Below are 15,809 nucleotides of genomic sequence, written 5' to 3' on the forward strand. Positions count from 1 at the left end.
CCTTCGCGAATGATCCGGCCCTTGCCGATCTCCAACACCTCGCCGCGCTCGGGCAAGGCCACGCCTGTGCCATTGCCGCGCGGGTAGCGGAAGGCAATCGGACCGGTGTCATGCGCCGCTGCCGTAGCGACCATATGCACTAGTTCCGCCTCATCCGCTGCGGCCATCACCACCATGCCCGGTAGGGCGCTCAGATAGCCAATGTCGAAGGCCCCGGCATGGGTGGCCCCATCGGCCCCCACCAGACCGGCCCGGTCGATGGCAAAGCGTACGGGCAGCCCTTGCAGCGCCACATCATGCACCACCTGATCGTAGCCGCGCTGCAGGAAGGTCGAATAGATCGCGCAGAAGGGTTTGAGCCCGCTGGCCGCCATCCCGGCGGCAAAGGTCACGCCGTGCTGTTCGGCAATGCCCACATCGAAGACGCGAGACGGGAACCGTTTGGCCATGCGGTCCACGCCCGTCCCGCTGGGCATCGCGGCAGTGACCGCAACGATATTGGGGTCTTCGGCAGCCAGCGCCGTCAGCGCATCGCCAAAAACGCCCGTGTAGGAGGGGGCATTCGCCTTGGCCTTGGCCTGCACCCCGGTGCCGACGTCAAACTTGCTGACCCCGTGGTACTTGTCGGCGGAGCCTTCGGCGGGCGCATAGCCCTTGCCCTTGACCGTACAGCAATGGATCAGCACCGGGCCGGTGGCCCGTGTCCGCGCGCTGCGCAAGACGCTGAGCAATTGGCCCATGTCGTGACCGTCGATGGGGCCGATGTAGTCAAACCCAAGCTCTTCGAAGAAGGTGCCCTTGCTTTCCAGCCCGGTGACCATCTCACGCGCCCGGCGCGCCCCTTCGCGCACCGGTTTTGGGGCCAGCTGTTCCATGCCCTCGGCAACTGCTGCCAGACCGCCAAACGGCCCGATGCGCGATAGATCGGCCAAGCCGGAGAGATAGGACGACATCGCGCCTACCGGAGGGGCAATCGACATCTCGTTATCATTGAGAATGACAAAGAGACGCCGCCCTTCGGCGCCGGCGTTGTTCATCGCCTCATAGGCCATGCCCGCGCTGATCGATCCGTCGCCGATCACCGCGACAGCATCGCCCGTGGGCCGCCCCATATCGCGCCCGACGGTGAACCCCAGGGCGGCGGAGATGGAGGTGCTGGAATGTGCCGCGCCAAAAGGATCGAATTCGGATTCGCTGCGTTTGGTAAAGCCGCTGAGGCCCCCACCCTGTCGCAGAGTGTGCATCCGGTTACGACGGCCGGTCAGGATCTTGTGCGGGTAACACTGGTGCCCCACATCCCAGATCAGCTTGTCTCGGGGCGTGTCAAAAACCGCGTGAATGGCAACCGACAGCTCCACCACCCCAAGCGAGGATCCCAGATGCCCCCCGGTCTGGCTGACGGCTTCGATCACTTCCGCGCGCAGCTCATCGGCAACGGAGCAAAGCTCCCGGTCGGACATCTCTCGCAGGTCCGCAGGTCCTGCCACGCGGTCAAGGGTCGGGGTCACTGGTTTGGTCATGGCGCACATCTCCGATTTGTCGAAGGGTGCGAAGCTCTTGCCAAAACCTCGGGATCACCCCCCGGAAAAAGAAAGGCGTCGCATCCGGCCTGAACCGGTTGCGACGCCAGGTTCCTGTAGCCAACAGGAAGGGAACCGGGGTGCCTAAGACCCCGCTGCCCGGATCAAGGAAGCCAATGATCCGTGCACGGCTGTGCCTTAGGGCAACGCATCACGCTGCCCAAAGGCTCATTCATAGACCGGCGCCTCAGTCGTCGCGAGCTCAGGCCAGTCTGCGATCACATTCAGACCCTGCATCGGCTGCTGGTATCCTTTGTGACAGGTCTTGCATGCTGCTTTCGGCGCATCGGCATAGATCGGGCCGAGACGTTCAGCAGGATAGGTATCTTTGAGCGGCACCAGATAGTCGGTGTTCAGCTCTTGTACCATCAGGATGCCCAGCGAGGCGGTGCCCCACTGCGGTGTGTTCTCCGTGCCGTCATAAAAGGCGCGGCTGTTGTGACAGAAGACACAGTTCACCCCGAGGCTGTTGGCGAAGTAGTTCATCAGCGAATAGGTGCGCTCGGTATCCTGGATGGAGGCGTAATCCTCGCCGCCCGGCACCCCCGCCTCGCGGCTTTCCAGCGAGTGCACAGCGATTGTTTCGCCGTCCAGCAGGTATTTTTCAAGCGCGTCCGATGGCAGGGAAGTGGATTGGCTCAGCGAGGTGACGCGGTTCTGATTGGATGACCAACCCGCTGATGCCTGGTTTACCGGGCTGATCTTGAACCAGACCTCGGAAGGCACATGTTCGCCGCGGTGGCAGGTATAGCAATTCACGCCGACCTGCTTTTCAGCGTTCACATGGCCGTCCCAGTTTTCGTTGATGTTCTGGGTCATCTGGATCATCCGGCGCGCGACCACTTTGGTATAAAGCGTGTCTTCACCGTAGGTCTCAAGGTCACCCTCGCCGTGGCAGTAAACGCAACCTTCCTCGGGCGAAACCCATTGGGTCATGGCGTTCATCACCCGGTTGAAGTTGTCTTCGGTCAGATCGCCCAGCACCTGGACATTTTCGTAGATGTCCTTGGCCAGATCCTCGCCCCCTTCGGGCACATAGGGCTCCTCGGTGTAGTAATCCTCAATTGTTGGGTCGGGCACCGTGCGCACAACGTCGAACTCGGGCACCGACATGCCGGTGCCCCGCGGCCCGGTCTGCAGCGAGGTCGTTTGCGCCGGGTTGCCCGCGGTCACGATCAGCGCAGCGGCAAAGACCGCCCCGCCGATGGCGCCAACCAGGATCGCCGGGCCAAAGATATTGGTCGGGTTATCCGCATTCCATTTGTCAAACCACTTGGGAAACATGGGTTACTCCTCCTTCCCAATAAAGGCTTCGTAGGAACCGTAATCCGCGTAGCCATATGATCCATCATACATCGGCGCGAAGTTGTGCTCCTGTGCCCAGATGAACCAGTTGTCGACCACGGTGCCGGTCAGCAGAATTCCGATGCCGCCCGTGATCGGGGTCAGCACCGCGAACCACCAGGCCCATCGGTGGATGCCCTCCATCGTGGCGTTAAAGCCCATGGTCCAGCGCCAGAAGAGCGCGGCGCGTTCCGTGGCGGTGCCGCGGTCATAGATCTGTTCCAGCTCGCGGTCGCCGCCGTAACGGGTGACCGCCAGGATGGTGCCGCCATGCATACAGAAGAGCAGCACAGAACCATAAAGGAACACGATCGAGAGACAGTGGAAGGGGTTGTAGTAGAGATTGCCGTAGCGGATCGAAAACGCCGTGGTCCAGTCAAGGTGCGGGAAGATGCCATAGGGCACCGCTTCTGACCACGATCCCATCAGGATCGGGCGGAAAAGACCCAGCACCAGGAACAACCAGACGGCGGCAGCAAAGCCCCAGAAGATATGCTTGCCCATCTTGTGCTGCTGCGCCAGCAGGTAGGCGCGCAGGAGCCATGTCAGCACCGACACCAGCAGAAAGAAACTGGCGATGATGTACCAGCCGCCGTCGTTCAGCGGCGGCATGGTCAGCCCGTATTCCGGCGAGGGCGGCTCCAGCGCCAACCAGAAGAGTTGCCGGATGAACTGCGGGATCGACCAGCCGACCTGCGCCAGCATGTTGAAACCCACGATCACGAACCACGCGATCCCGGTGGCAAAGGCGACCATGCTGGTCCAGCCCCAGTAGTAGGGGCCGATCTGACCATTGCCCACCAGACCGGCAAGCGTGTTGAAGAAGGGCTTGCCGACACGCTCGTCGATCATGTTGTTTTCGTTGTCCATGCCCCATTCAGGCGTGCCCTGGACCTGCACTTGGGTGAAGATGTTCTGATACTCAGGTGTCCACATGATCACATCCCTCCCACGGCGATGGGTTCACCCCAGATCGGCAGGTCAAGCCACCAGTTCCACCATTCGGGCCAGCCCGCCGTCCAGACCGGACCGGAGATGATGATGCAGACGGCAGAGAAGAAGACCGCGTTGATCGCCAACAGATACCCCAGACGGTGAATGCCCAGCGTCCCGATGGAATAGCCGATGAAATCGCGAAAGAATGTGTCTTCGTCGTCCGGCGTCTTGGCCTCTTCGCCTTTCTCGGGATTGGCCGCCGACAGGATCAGCCCGCCGTGCAACGCCAGCGCCAGCGTGGTGGTGAAAAAGAGCGTCACCGCCAGCATATGGGCCGGGTTGTAGTGGAAGTGCAGATAGGCGTAGCCGGTGTTGCTGACCCAATCGAGGTGGCTGAAGATCCCATACGGGAACCCATGCCCCCAGGCCCCCATCAGCAGCGGGCGGAAAATGACCAGCGTCACGTAAGCCAGAATCGCAAAGGCAAAACCGACGGGCACGTGATAGCCCATGCCCAGCTTGCGGCAGATCTCAACCTCGCGCAGCGCCCAGGAGATGAACGCGCCCGTCGCGCAGATCGTGATGATCTGCCACAGGCCACCCTCCAGCAGCGGTGCGAGGCCAAGCCCATAGCTCAGGTCCGGCGGGGCGATGTTGATCAGCCAGGGATTGAAGGTTCCCTGCTGGCTGGCGCCCCAGAATATCAGAATTGTCCCTAACAGGGCGAAGAACGCTGTCGTGACACCGAAGAAGCCGACGTAAAAAGGCCCCACCCAGAAGTCGAACAGATCGCCCCCAACCAGCGTCCCTCCGCGGACGCGATATTTTCTTTCGAAGCTGAGCAATGCCATCTTCATTCTCCGCGTATGTGCGGCGCACCCGTCATCGGGCGGCGGCCGTCAGATTTAAGCGTTTCTCGGAATATCTGATAAATCCATTGTCGCTTAACGTGTTGAAATCTTTGATTTCAGGCGACGTTAAGTGCTGCAGATCTTTCCGAAAACGCTATCCTTTGTTCTGGGTTCGCCGCGGGCAGGCACGCACATCTTTCCGCCCGCAGCCTTTTCTTCGTCGGTCTGCCAAAGACGCGCCTTGCCGCACGCCTTTTGGGTTATTGACCGCCAGCGGCAGCTGCCGCTTCGAACCAGTTCAGCCCGCTGCTCAGAACCACCAGGTGGATCATTGCAGCCAGCAGGAAGAGGAAAACGCCCTGCGCCACAAAAACGCGACGTGGGTCGAAGATCAGCCAGATCTTGTAGAACTTTGCCATCTCTATCTCTCCCTAACCGAACCAGGGACGCCAGATGTAAGTCGCCAAATGTGCGACCACAGCAACTGCCGAAAACAGCCAGAGGCCGCTCATGTAGACAGAATGCAGTTCTTGCGCCTGTTCGTCTGTAAGACCTGTGAAGGACAGGTCGGTGTTATCAGCCATAAATATTCCTCCGGAACGTTATGCTGACGCCGCGCACCCCGCGGCCGGGTCCTTTGGGGGTTGCCCCCCTCGGGGGTCTGTCCGCCTTTTTGAGGGGCGGTCAGTCTTTCACCTCGACAGGCGCACAACAGTCGAGAGGTCGGGTCGCACACTCGGCCTTGCCGCCTCATGTGCGATAGGGTTCATGCCGAGAAGATCATCGGGGTGATGATGCGGGCCTGGGTCCAGGCGCGGGCCATGGGGCCTTTCTCGGTAAAGCTGCGGGTCCGGATCGCCGACAGCGCCCAGGTCAGGGTCGCCAGCGGCAAAGTCGCCAGAAAGATGATCGCGAAATAGACCATGAACTCGGTCTTCACGGCCTTCCGGCTCGGGCCCTCGTGTGGTGTCTCCACCGCTGTTTCAATCATGTCAGATGTCATGTCGCTCATGTCTGATCCTCCTGGTTCATGCCGGCAATTGCCGGGTCCAGCGCGCGGATGGTATCCAGCACCACCCTCTCGTCGCCCGCAGCCAAAGCTGCTTTCTCTGCCGCGTCACGCAATGTTTTCGCGGCTGAAATTCGTGTCAGTATCGGATGTGTCTCGACAATCCGGTCGAGCATCGCCTGCGCATCTGCATCCCATGGGAAATCCCGGCGCAGCGGCGTCAGGGTCGCATCGGTCGCATCCATCTCCGTGCCCAGCGGCAAGATGTGGAAGAGCGCGTCAAAGAGCCCGTTGCAAATCTCCTGCACCAGATAGGTCGCCCCCGCATAGCCCATGAACGGCGTGCCGGTGTGCCTGCGGATCGCTGCACCCGGGAAGCTCGCCGGGATGAACGCAGGCGACGGCCCATGCCCACCCTTAAGTTCCGCGAGATACATTTTCTCGTTGATCGAGCCCATCACGATCAGGGGCCGCTTCTGCCCCATCAGGGCGCGCACTTCTTCGTTGTTGGTCTTCTTGCCCGCCACCCGCGCCACCGCAAAGGCGCAGGGCAGGCCCAGATCGTCTTCCAGGAAAAGGCGGATGCCGCGGGAATAGGTTTCATTCGCCACAATCGCAAAGCTGGCGGTAGCAAAGAAATCCTGCGTGACGGAGCGCCAGAGATCCCAGACCGGCTTGATGGTCGAGTGTTTCTCACGGCGGATAAAAGGTTCGGGATCGAGGCCCACCAAATTCCCCAGTGCGCGCAGGAATTTGGTCGTGCTCTCGATCCCTATCGGGGCTTGTAGATACGGCTTGGCAAGAAGCTCGCTCAACCCGCGCCCGAACTCGCGGTACATGCAGATGTTCACATCCGCATTTACCAGATTACGCATTTCGGCCACATGGGCACCCAGGGGCAGCACCATGTTGACCTCGCAGCCGATCCCTTCGACCAGCCTGCGGATCTCGGCCAGATCGGATGGCATGTTGAAAGTGCCATACATCGGACCGAGGATATTGACGCGAGGACGCGCACCTTCCTCGCGTTTCTTCTCGGGCGGCATCCGCCCTTTGGTCATGCCAAACTCGGTAAAGATCCAGGTCATCGCCCGGTCGGCGGCCTCCCACTGATCCTCATCAATCGTCCGTGGCAGGAACCGCTGAATATTCGTGCCCTGCGGCGTGACGCCCCCGCCGATCATCTCGGCAATGGATCCCGTCACAACCACCGCGGGCAGCGCCGGGTCGAGCGTATCCCACGCCCGCTTCATCGACTCTTCGGTGCCCGCGCCCATCTCGCCTTCGCCAAGGCCGGTCACCACAATCGGTAGCTCATGCGGCGGCAGCGCGTCGGTGTAATGCAGCACAGACGTTACTGGCAGGTTCTCGCAGCCCACCGGCCCGTCGATCACCACCTGCAAACCCTTCACCGCGCAGAAGGCATAGACCGCCCCCCAATAGCCGCCCGCGCGATCATGATCGGTGACTAGCATCAGCAGAACCCCCGCTGCTTCTTCTGGCCACAAATATCCCGGGGGGTGAGGGCCGTCTCGGAAACGCTCCGGCGGAGCGTTTCAGGCCCGAACGGGGCAGAGCCCCATGCCGCAGACAGCAACCGAGCGCGAACGCAGTTGGCTGTGCCAACCGCTGCCGCGCGCTGTGCGCACTTATGAAAATAAATGCGCACTATACCATCTGCGCGGCTTTCGCCGCCCTTGCTTGCTTTTCGAGTTTCTTCTGATGTTGCGCGCGGAAGTCGGGGCGCAGATTTGGACTGCCTTCCCAAACACCCGCGGTGTCGCCTTCACCCACATCTTCGAAGAAGGCTTTCATATGCGCCATGCGATCCTTGTTGCCGATGGCGGCATTGATCACCTCGGCCAGCGATCCCGCACCGGCAACACCCATCAGGGGCCGCGCTGAAATCAGGTTGGTGAAATAGAGGCCGGGAATGCCCAGCTCCTTAGCCTTCTGTACCACCGGGGTTGTGCCAATGGCCAGATCCGGCTGCACCGCTTCCATCGCCGCACAATCATCTTCCAATGAGGCTCTGAACTGCACCTTGGTGCCTTTTGCCGCCAGCCATTCTGCATCCGCTTCGGACCAGGGCGACTTCGCACAGGCTGTCCCCACATAGGGCACCGTTGCACCGCTTTCGATCAGCAGACGCGCCACCAGCAACTCGGAGCCCTCATAGCCCGAGAGCGTGATCGTGCCCGCGATGGGCTTGCCCGCAAGCGCGCCCTTGATGGCTGGCAGGACCGCGTTTTGCGCCGCTGCAATCTTCTCAGATGAAACACCGTAGGCCGCGCCGATCCCCGCCAACCAGTCCGCCGTTCCGTCATGCCCCACAGGGGCGGAGCCAACGACCGTCCGGCCCGCCGCCTGAAACTGGCGCACGGCATCGGTGTAGAAAGGATGGATCGCCGCCACGACGCCACAATCGAGCGCCGCGTAAAGCTCGCGCCACTCACGACACGGCACAACCGGTCCAGCAGCCAACCCCATGGGGGCCAGCATCTGGCCAATCATCATCGGATCCGCCGGGAACATCTCGCCCAGCATGGCAACCGTCGGGCGATCATGCTTGCCCCCCTGCGGCCGCGCCACAGGCCCGGCCTCGATCTCCTTGCGGGCGTATTCCAGCATCGCCCCGGCCAATACGTCCTTGGCCTCGGCATGGGTCGGCACACCGAACCCCGGCACGTCGATGCCGACAATGCGCACGCCGTTGATCTCTTCCGGCAGCAACCGCAGCGGCACGCCGGAGGCGGTCGGCACACAGAGGTTGGTGACCACAATCGCATCATAGCGATCCGGATCCGCCAACTCATGCACGCTTTCGCGAATATCCTCAAAGAGCTTGCCGGTGACCAGCGTCTCGGAATTGAACGGCACATAGCCCACCGACCGGCGCGCACCATAGAAATGCGACACGAAGGTCAGCCCATAGACGCAGCAGGCCGAGCCCGACAACATCGTCGCCACCCGCTTCATCCGCAGGCCCACCCGCAGGGAGCCAAAGGCCGGGCACATCGATTGGGGTTTGTCATGCGGACCCATCGGATAGTCGGCCTTGAACTTGTCGAGCAGGTCAGACCCGCCCGCAATGCGAGCCGCCTCCGCCATATCGCCGCCGGAATGACATCCCATGCCGTCCTGCGCGATATCGGGTACCTCGCCTGCCACACGTGACACGTCGCCATGGGGGTGACCCTTGATCACCTCCACCTCGGCGGCATCGTCATATGTGACTTCCTTGTTCACGCCGTCATGCTCCAGAAAAGCGCGCCACTGAAATGGCCGCGCTTGATCGCAGGTTGCGAGATGGCAAACGGATCAATGCTCTTCATTCGGATTCCCCACCGTGCTGGGCTCCGCCGTCCGCGGCAGGAAACCGATATCTTTCAGCAGCCGCTTGATCTGATCGGCCCGCGCCGTGCGCAATTTCTGATCGATCTCGCTTTTCAAGAAATGGTCCTGATGCTCATGCTTCATCGTAGACAACCTCCAGTGACGGCTTGGGCGCTGCATTCTTGCCGCGCATGTCCATGTCGGTCGCCGGTTCCAGCACGATGTCGCCCCCCGTCTCGGAGGCATCGAACAGACCCAGCAGACCATCCTGATCCAGCGGCGTGGGCCGCATCGGCGGCGCTTCCGCGACGTTCTCTCCCAGCTCGGCAAAGAGCGATCCCCATTGGGATTTGTCGGTGCCGACAATCTGATAGTTTGCGGATTTCTTGCGCAGGTCATCATCCTGCGGGATCGCCGCAAGGATCGGGATATCGACCGCCTTGGCAAAGGCTGCCGCCTCGCCGGTGCCGTCGTCCTTGTTGATGACCAGACCGGCCACGCCCACATTGCCGCCGAGCTTGCGGAAGTATTCCACCGCCGAGCAGACGTTGTTGGCCACATAGAGCGACTGCAAATCGTTGCTCGCCACAAGGATCACCTTCTGCGCCATGTCGCGGGCAATCGGCAGGCCAAACCCGCCGCAGACCACGTCGCCCAGGAAATCGAGCAGCACATAGTCGAAGTCCCAATCATGAAAGCCCAGCTTCTCCAGCAGCTCAAACCCGTGGATGATGCCACGTCCGCCACAGCCACGTCCGACCTCCGGCCCGCCAAGCTCCATTGCAAAGACTCCACCGCGTTTGAAACAGACATCGCCGATCTTCACCTCTTCGCCTGCAAGTTTCTTGCGGGTCGAGGTTTCGATGATCGTCGGGCAGGCCTTGCCGCCAAAGAGCAGCGAGGTGGTATCGGACTTCGGGTCGCAGCCGATCAGCAGCACGCGTTTGCCCTGCTCCGCCATCATGTGGCTGAGGTTGGCCAGCGTGAAAGATTTGCCGATCCCGCCCTTGCCGTAGATCGCGATGATCTGGGTCTTGGACGTGGGCTCGCCCTGCGGCACTTCCAGCGTCGGCTCCGCCGATGCCTCGTCGCGCAGGCGTTTGTCGAACTCCTTCAGATTTGGCACATCGCCCGACGCCGGGCGCTTTTCGTCAATACCATCTTTCACGCCGCGTCCTTCCAGTTCAGAATCATTTTCAGGCAGGCCGGATCAGAGAAGGCCTGCGCGTAGGCCGCCGGGGCCTCCGAGGCAGGAGAGGTATGGGTGATCAGCCCGTCCAGGCTGAGCGTGCCACTCTCCACCAGAGCGCGGGTCGCCGCGAGATCTTCGCGCGTCCATTCCGCGGCAACGCGGAACCGCGCCTCTTTCATGAAGGCGGGCGGAAAGGCGAAGCTGATCGGGGTCGTGTAGAAACCGGCCAGCACGATCTCGCCGCCCTTGCCGATACGTCCGACCAGATCATTCAACACCTCGACACTGCCGGAAGCGTCATAGATCGACATGTAGTCGCGCCGCGCGTCCTCCTCGGGGGACATCACCGTGTATCCTTGTGCGCCATCCCGGCGGGTCGGATCGATTTCCCAGACCGTGGGGGCGGGTGCGCCGGCGGCAATTGTCAGCCGCGCCAGCAGGCGCCCCAAGACGCCGTGACCGACGATGAGGTCTGGCATGCATTTGTTCAGACCGGCCATCGTGTGGCGCGCGGTTGCGGCCAGCGCCAGCAAGGCACCCTGCGCACCGAGGCCCGCATCGATTCGCGTGACCCGGTCCGGGGCTGTCACAACCCGGGAAGCCGCGCCGCCAAACAGTCCAAACGCGCCATCATAGCAATTCGCCCCGGGAACAAAGACATGATCGCCCGGGCGATAGCCTGATGTGGGTGCCGCTTCGATCACTTCGCCCACGGCTTCATAGCCGGGCACCAGCGGATATCCCATGCCGGGGAAGGGTGGCATTTCACCGGACCAGAAGAGTTTTTCGGTGCCCGTGGAAATCCCGGAATGCTGAATGTCGACCACCAGATCATCCGGCCCCGGCGCTGTCAGCGTGAGGCAATCTACGTCCAGATCACGCGGACCTTTCAGAAGAACTGCGGTGGTATCCAAGTCTCTCTCCTCACCTGCGCTGCGGACCCCGATCAGTGTCAGAGACTCATTACACAGACTGTTATCTCTCTGTCAGTTTAAGCTGACATATTTTTGTGTCAACTAGATTAGACACTTTTTGGAGGTCTGGAGATCAGGGCTTGCGCGCGGTCAGAACCCGCGTGACGTAATTGCGCGCGGGGGCCGGGCTTTGGATGCCTTCAAACCCAGCCGCCGCGCAGAGATTGCCAATCTCATCCGCCGACCGCGCGCGACCCGTCTGCATCGCCAGCGTGTAGAAGGCAAAGTAGACATCGCCGGCGGCATCCGGCCTGGCACCGCCGCCCATGGGTTCGGAAATGATCAGGCGTCCGCCCTTGGGCAATGCCGCGTAGACCGCGCTCAGCAGACCCGCCACGGTCTCATCCGCGTGATCATAAAGCACACGGATCAGGGAAATTGCATCGGCCCCCTCGGGCAGTGCATCATCGCGAAACGAGCCGGGGTGGATCGTCACGCGATCACCCATCCCCGCCGCCGCAAAACGTGCCTGCGCCGAGGGCGTAACTTGTGGCAAATCAAAAAGGGTCATGCGCAACCCCGGTGTCGCCCGGCCCACCGCCTCCAGAAACGCGCCGGTGCCGCCCCCGATGTCCATCAGCTGGTGCACATCCTTGAACGAGACTGCGCGCAGCGTATCTTCGGCCACCAACCGCTGGCTCTGCGCCATCAGGTCGGAATAGGTTTCCGCCACACCCGGATCAATCTCGCCGCGCGCGCCAAACACATAGGGCCAGAATTCAGAGAGTTCGGTCCGCGCCGGTCCGCGCAGCAATCCAACCGGATCAGCCAGATCCGCATAAAACGCGCGGTGATGCCGGATCATCGCCTCCAGCCCCGGCACACCCATCAAAGCGGCCCCCTTGCGCGCAAGGCCAAAGCGTCCCAAGCGGTCCCGCTTGAGGAGTTTCAGCGCCGCCGCCGCCTGCAGCAGGACCTGCATCCGCTCTGCCGGGACATCCGTGGCTCGCTCGAGTGTTTCCGCCGATTGAGGACCGGCCCGCAGGCGTCGGAAAATGTCGAGCTCGACCAAAGCCATCAGCACCTGGCTCTGCACGAAGCCCTGCACCACATCAAAAAGTGCGGCGCCATCCTTGCGGGCCTGACCGCGTGTGAGGGGGAATTTGCTGGCCCAGCTTTGGAAACCGGGGCGCGCGACCAACTGGTTCAGCCAGCCACCGCGCCATTTCGACACCTCGCTGGTGGCGTCAGACATTGCTGCGGGTCGCGCTGACATTTGGCGCAACGGGGGTCAGACGTTCGGCGTAGGTGCGCACCATCGCGGCGAGCTGTGCCTCGCCCGGACAGGACGGGATCGAGGCAATCGCGCCGCCCAGAATGTCCTTGAGCCGGGAAATCGCCCCCTGCACACCCAGCAGCGACACCGCATTGGGCCGCCCGTGCAGATCGTCCTGACCCACCGGCTTGCCCAGCGTTTCGGCGTCATAGAGCGCATCGCGCAGATCGTCGGCCACCTGAAAGGCCTCGCCAATGCGCGCGCCCAGTTCAAACCAAGGCTCGGCCTCCTGGCCCGCCGATACCGCGCCCATCTGCGTGGCGGCGATAAAGAGCGCGCCGGTCTTGGCCTGATGGTAGGCGGAAAGATCGATCTCCGTTTCGCTTTCCCAGCCTTGCCCGGCGCAGATCCCACCGGGCATGCCGGTGCGTTGCGCCAGAATCATAATCAGCTGCGCCACCCGCTCGGGTGCGATGGCGGAGTGCCGCGCCAGGGTTTCAAAGGCCAGCACAATCAGGCTGTCCCCCGTCAATACGGCCAATGGCTCAGAGTAAGCTCGGTGCACGGAAGGCTTGCCGCGCCTGATCTCGGCGTCGTCAAAACAGGGCAGATCGTCATGGACGAGGCTGGCGCAGTGGATCATCTCCAGCGCCGAGGCCGCCGCATCCGACAGCTTCGGCTGGTCATCACGGCACGCCATGGCGACCGACATCAGGATGGTGGGGCGAATGCGGGCACCGCCCGGGGCGGTTGCGTAACCCAGTGCCGAGGCCAGCCGCGGCGGCACAGCACCTCTGCCCTGCCCGACGGCCACTGCCGATGAAATTGCTGTCTCAATTCGGGTGCTCATGCCCATGCGAGGCTCCTTTCACCAGCAATGTGTCATTAATTTCCGACACCAAAGTGTAAATCATACTGGACAGTTTGCCGCTTCGAGTCAACAATCCCATATGGCGATTGCAAACCCTGCACATAGACCTCGGCGACCCTCCGCCATCGTGATTGGCGCAGGCATTGCCGGGCTGGCCGCTGCCCTGCGGTTGGCGCGGGGCGGTATGAAAGTGACCGTGCTGGAACGCCACGCCCACACCGGTGGCAAGATCAGAACCGTCGCCAGCCCAGCAGGACCAGTCGACGCGGGGCCGACCGTCCTGACCATGCGGCATGTTTTCGATGATCTCTTTGCAGCCGCCGGCGCGCGGCTCGACGATCATGTCACGTTGATCAAGCAGGACATTCTCGCGCGGCACTTCTGGTCTGAGGGCGGGCAACTGGACCTCTATGCAGATCTCGAGGCCAGCGTAGCGGCCATTTCCGATTTCGCCGGTAACAAAGCAGCGGATGAATTCCGCCAGTTCAACGCGCGCACAGATCGGTTGTTTCGCGCCTTTGACGCACCCATGATGCAGGCCGCAACGCCGCGGATGATGGAGCTGGTGGGCCATGTGCTGCGTCAGCCCGGCCTGATCCCCGCCATGGCCCCCCTCTCAACCCTGTCGCGCATGTTGGAACGGCAGTTCAGCGATCCCCGGCTGGCGCAGCTCTTTGGCCGCTATGCCACCTATGTCGGCGGGGCGCCTCACCTCAGCCCGGCACTCCTGTCGCTGATCTGGCAGGCCGAAGCCGCCGGGGTATGGGTGGTGAAGGGCGGGATGCATAAGCTGACCGAAGCGCTCACACAGCTCGCCATGGATCAGGGCGTTTCCCTGCGCACCAACACACATGTCGATAGGATCATCGTCAAAAATGGTACGGCGGCTGGTGTTGAGATGGACCATGGCACCACGATATCGGCGGATACGATCCTATATGCGGGCGATCCCTGCGCGCTGGCCACCGGCAGCATGGGCGACGATCTGAAGATCGTGGCACCGCAAACGGCGACGCTGCCCCGCTCGTTCTCCGCCCGCGTCCATAGCTTCGCAGCGACCCCATCCGGGCCGGAACTGGCGCATCACAACGTGTTTTTCGCTGATGCACAGCGCTCTGAATTCGACGATCTTGTGGCAGGTCGCATGCCGCGAGATCCCACCTTGTATCTTTGTGCCGAGGACCGCGGACAAGGCACCCCGACACCCAAACTGGAACGCTTCGAGATCATCTCGAACGCACCCCCAACCGAAACCCACACCCCCCCAATGGATTTGGACAGATGGCATCATCAGATCATGCAGAGGATGGCGGATTTCCGGGTGACTATGTCGCCGACCCCCACCCTCTCGACAATAACGACACCGCAACACTTCGCCGCGATGTTTCCCGAAACCCAGGGCGCGCTCTACGGCCAAAGCCCGCACGGGCTGACGGCCTCTCTCAAGCGGCCAACGGCGCGGACCCCGATAAAGGGCCTGTGGCTGGCGGGCGGCGGAACGCATCCGGGAGCGGGCGTGCCGATGGCGACCCTCTCCGCCCGGCACGCGGCAGAGGCGATCTTGAGCGGCCAAACTTCGACATCCACGTCGGCCCGAACGGCTATGCGTGGTGGTATGTCGACGGCCTGAGCGATTGCGGCACCCGCGCGGTTTCCGTCATCGGGTTCATCGGCTCAGTGTTCTCCCCCTGGTACCGCTGGTCCGGGCGCAAGAACCCGCAGGACCATGTGTGCATCAACGTGGCCACCTATGGCCCCGGCGGGCGGTTCACCATGACCGACCGGGGGGCCTCCGCGCTGCGCCAGACCAATTCGCGGTTTGAGGTCGGTCCTTCGATGATGCGATGGGACGGCGCAAATCTGATTGTCGACATCGACGAGGTGTCCGGGCCACCGCTGATCAACCGCATCCGGGGGCAGATCAGGGTCATCCCCTCCGCGCTGACCAATGTCGAACTGCCCCTGACCGAAGACAATGCGCATATCTGGCGCCCCTTCGCGCCGACCTCCCGGATCGAGGTCGCCATCGACCGGCCGGGATGGCAATGGGAGGGCACGGGCTATTTTGACGCCAATTTCGGCACGCGCGCGCTGGAAGAAGACTTCAGCTATTGGACCTGGGGGCGGTTTCATACCAAATCGGGCGCAACCTGTTTCTACGACGCCACGCGGCTGGATGGTTCGGAGCTTGCCGCGGCCTTCCAGTTTGACGCGCAGGGACATGCGCGTGCGATCCCCCTGCCCCCAAAGGCACGGCTGCCCCGCAGCCTCTGGGCGGTGAAGCGGGAAACGCGGGCTGATGCGGGCTTCAGGCCCCGCCAAAAGCTCAACATGCTGGACGCGCCATTCTATTCCAGGTCCGCGGTGGAAACTCAGTTGAACGGTGAAAAGGTCACCGGCGTGCACGAAGCATTGGACCTGCGCCGCTTCCGCAATCCGCTGTTGAAACCGATGTTGGCCGTGCGGGTGCCGCGGCGCAAGACCTGGCAATTCGACTGAT

Annotated in this window: 16 protein-coding genes; 2 read left to right on the forward strand and 14 right to left on the reverse strand. The window is 62.3% G+C overall.

Annotated elements, in window-relative coordinates; genetic code table 11:
* The 14 genes from dxs to Q1A63_RS22495 all read right to left on the reverse strand — a co-directional run.
* Window positions 1–1,520, reverse strand: a 1,520-nt coding sequence (gene dxs, locus Q1A63_RS22430) for a 1-deoxy-D-xylulose-5-phosphate synthase (RefSeq protein WP_299632504.1), incomplete at its 3' end; no start/stop codon positions are given.
* Window positions 1,521–1,748: 228 nt separating this feature from the next.
* Window positions 1,749–2,864, reverse strand: a complete 1,116-nt coding sequence (pufC, locus tag Q1A63_RS22435; RefSeq protein ID WP_298975299.1) for a photosynthetic reaction center cytochrome PufC — start codon at window positions 2,862–2,864, stop codon at window positions 1,749–1,751.
* 3 nt (window positions 2,865–2,867) lie between these two features.
* On the reverse strand, window positions 2,868–3,860 hold the full coding sequence (pufM, locus tag Q1A63_RS22440; protein WP_298975300.1) for a photosynthetic reaction center subunit M: 993 nt from the start codon (window positions 3,858–3,860) through the stop codon (window positions 2,868–2,870).
* Between the two features lie 2 nt (window positions 3,861–3,862).
* Window positions 3,863–4,711: a photosynthetic reaction center subunit L gene (pufL, locus tag Q1A63_RS22445; RefSeq protein ID WP_298975301.1), complete on the reverse strand. Its 849-nt coding sequence runs from the start codon at window positions 4,709–4,711 to the stop codon at window positions 3,863–3,865.
* 260 nt (window positions 4,712–4,971) lie between these two features.
* A complete protein-coding gene (gene pufA / locus Q1A63_RS22450; protein ID WP_013984575.1) occupies window positions 4,972–5,130 on the reverse strand; it encodes a light-harvesting antenna LH1, alpha subunit in 159 nt (52 codons plus the stop codon).
* Between the two features lie 12 nt (window positions 5,131–5,142).
* Complete coding sequence (pufB, locus tag Q1A63_RS22455) at window positions 5,143–5,295, reverse strand: light-harvesting antenna LH1, beta subunit (RefSeq protein ID WP_195822146.1); 153 nt, start codon at window positions 5,293–5,295, stop codon at window positions 5,143–5,145.
* Window positions 5,296–5,477: 182 nt separating this feature from the next.
* Window positions 5,478–5,723: a cytochrome PufQ gene (pufQ, locus tag Q1A63_RS22460; RefSeq protein ID WP_366142092.1), complete on the reverse strand. Its 246-nt coding sequence runs from the start codon at window positions 5,721–5,723 to the stop codon at window positions 5,478–5,480.
* Entirely contained in the window at window positions 5,720–7,195 is a 1,476-nt protein-coding gene (bchZ, locus tag Q1A63_RS22465; RefSeq protein WP_298975302.1) for a chlorophyllide a reductase subunit Z, read from the reverse strand. Before bchZ ends, pufQ begins: the two co-directional genes overlap by 4 nt.
* A 193-nt stretch (window positions 7,196–7,388) precedes the next feature.
* Complete coding sequence (gene bchY, locus Q1A63_RS22470) at window positions 7,389–8,969, reverse strand: chlorophyllide a reductase subunit Y (RefSeq protein WP_298975304.1); 1,581 nt, start codon at window positions 8,967–8,969, stop codon at window positions 7,389–7,391.
* A 72-nt stretch (window positions 8,970–9,041) separates the two neighbouring features.
* A complete protein-coding gene (locus Q1A63_RS22475; protein WP_298975305.1) occupies window positions 9,042–9,173 on the reverse strand; it encodes a hypothetical protein in 132 nt (43 codons plus the stop codon).
* Between the two features lie 16 nt (window positions 9,174–9,189).
* Complete coding sequence (locus Q1A63_RS22480) at window positions 9,190–10,224, reverse strand: chlorophyllide a reductase iron protein subunit X (RefSeq protein WP_298975306.1); 1,035 nt, start codon at window positions 10,222–10,224, stop codon at window positions 9,190–9,192.
* Window positions 10,221–11,162 (reverse strand): chlorophyll synthesis pathway protein BchC, encoded by a 942-nt coding sequence (gene bchC / locus Q1A63_RS22485; protein WP_298975307.1) that lies wholly within the window; start codon window positions 11,160–11,162, stop codon window positions 10,221–10,223. The genes Q1A63_RS22480 and bchC overlap by 4 nt, the downstream gene beginning before the upstream one ends.
* A gap of 133 nt (window positions 11,163–11,295) precedes the next feature.
* Window positions 11,296–12,417, reverse strand: coding sequence for a methyltransferase (locus tag Q1A63_RS22490; protein WP_298975308.1), 1,122 nt, complete (start codon window positions 12,415–12,417; stop codon window positions 11,296–11,298).
* On the reverse strand, window positions 12,410–13,294 hold the full coding sequence (locus tag Q1A63_RS22495) for a polyprenyl synthetase family protein (RefSeq protein WP_298975309.1): 885 nt from the start codon (window positions 13,292–13,294) through the stop codon (window positions 12,410–12,412). Before Q1A63_RS22495 ends, Q1A63_RS22490 begins: the two co-directional genes overlap by 8 nt.
* A 94-nt stretch (window positions 13,295–13,388) precedes the next feature.
* Between Q1A63_RS22495 and crtD the strand changes: the two genes are divergently transcribed.
* Entirely contained in the window at window positions 13,389–14,939 is a 1,551-nt protein-coding gene (gene crtD, locus Q1A63_RS22500; RefSeq protein ID WP_298975311.1) for a 1-hydroxycarotenoid 3,4-desaturase CrtD, read from the forward strand.
* A complete protein-coding gene (gene crtC / locus Q1A63_RS22505; protein WP_298975455.1) occupies window positions 14,936–15,808 on the forward strand; it encodes a carotenoid 1,2-hydratase in 873 nt (290 codons plus the stop codon). Before crtD ends, crtC begins: the two co-directional genes overlap by 4 nt.
* Window position 15,809 lies beyond the last annotated feature (1 nt).

The sequence above is a fragment of the uncultured Roseobacter sp. genome, from assembly GCF_947499265.1.
Taxonomy (GTDB): Bacteria; Pseudomonadota; Alphaproteobacteria; order Rhodobacterales; family Rhodobacteraceae; genus Roseobacter.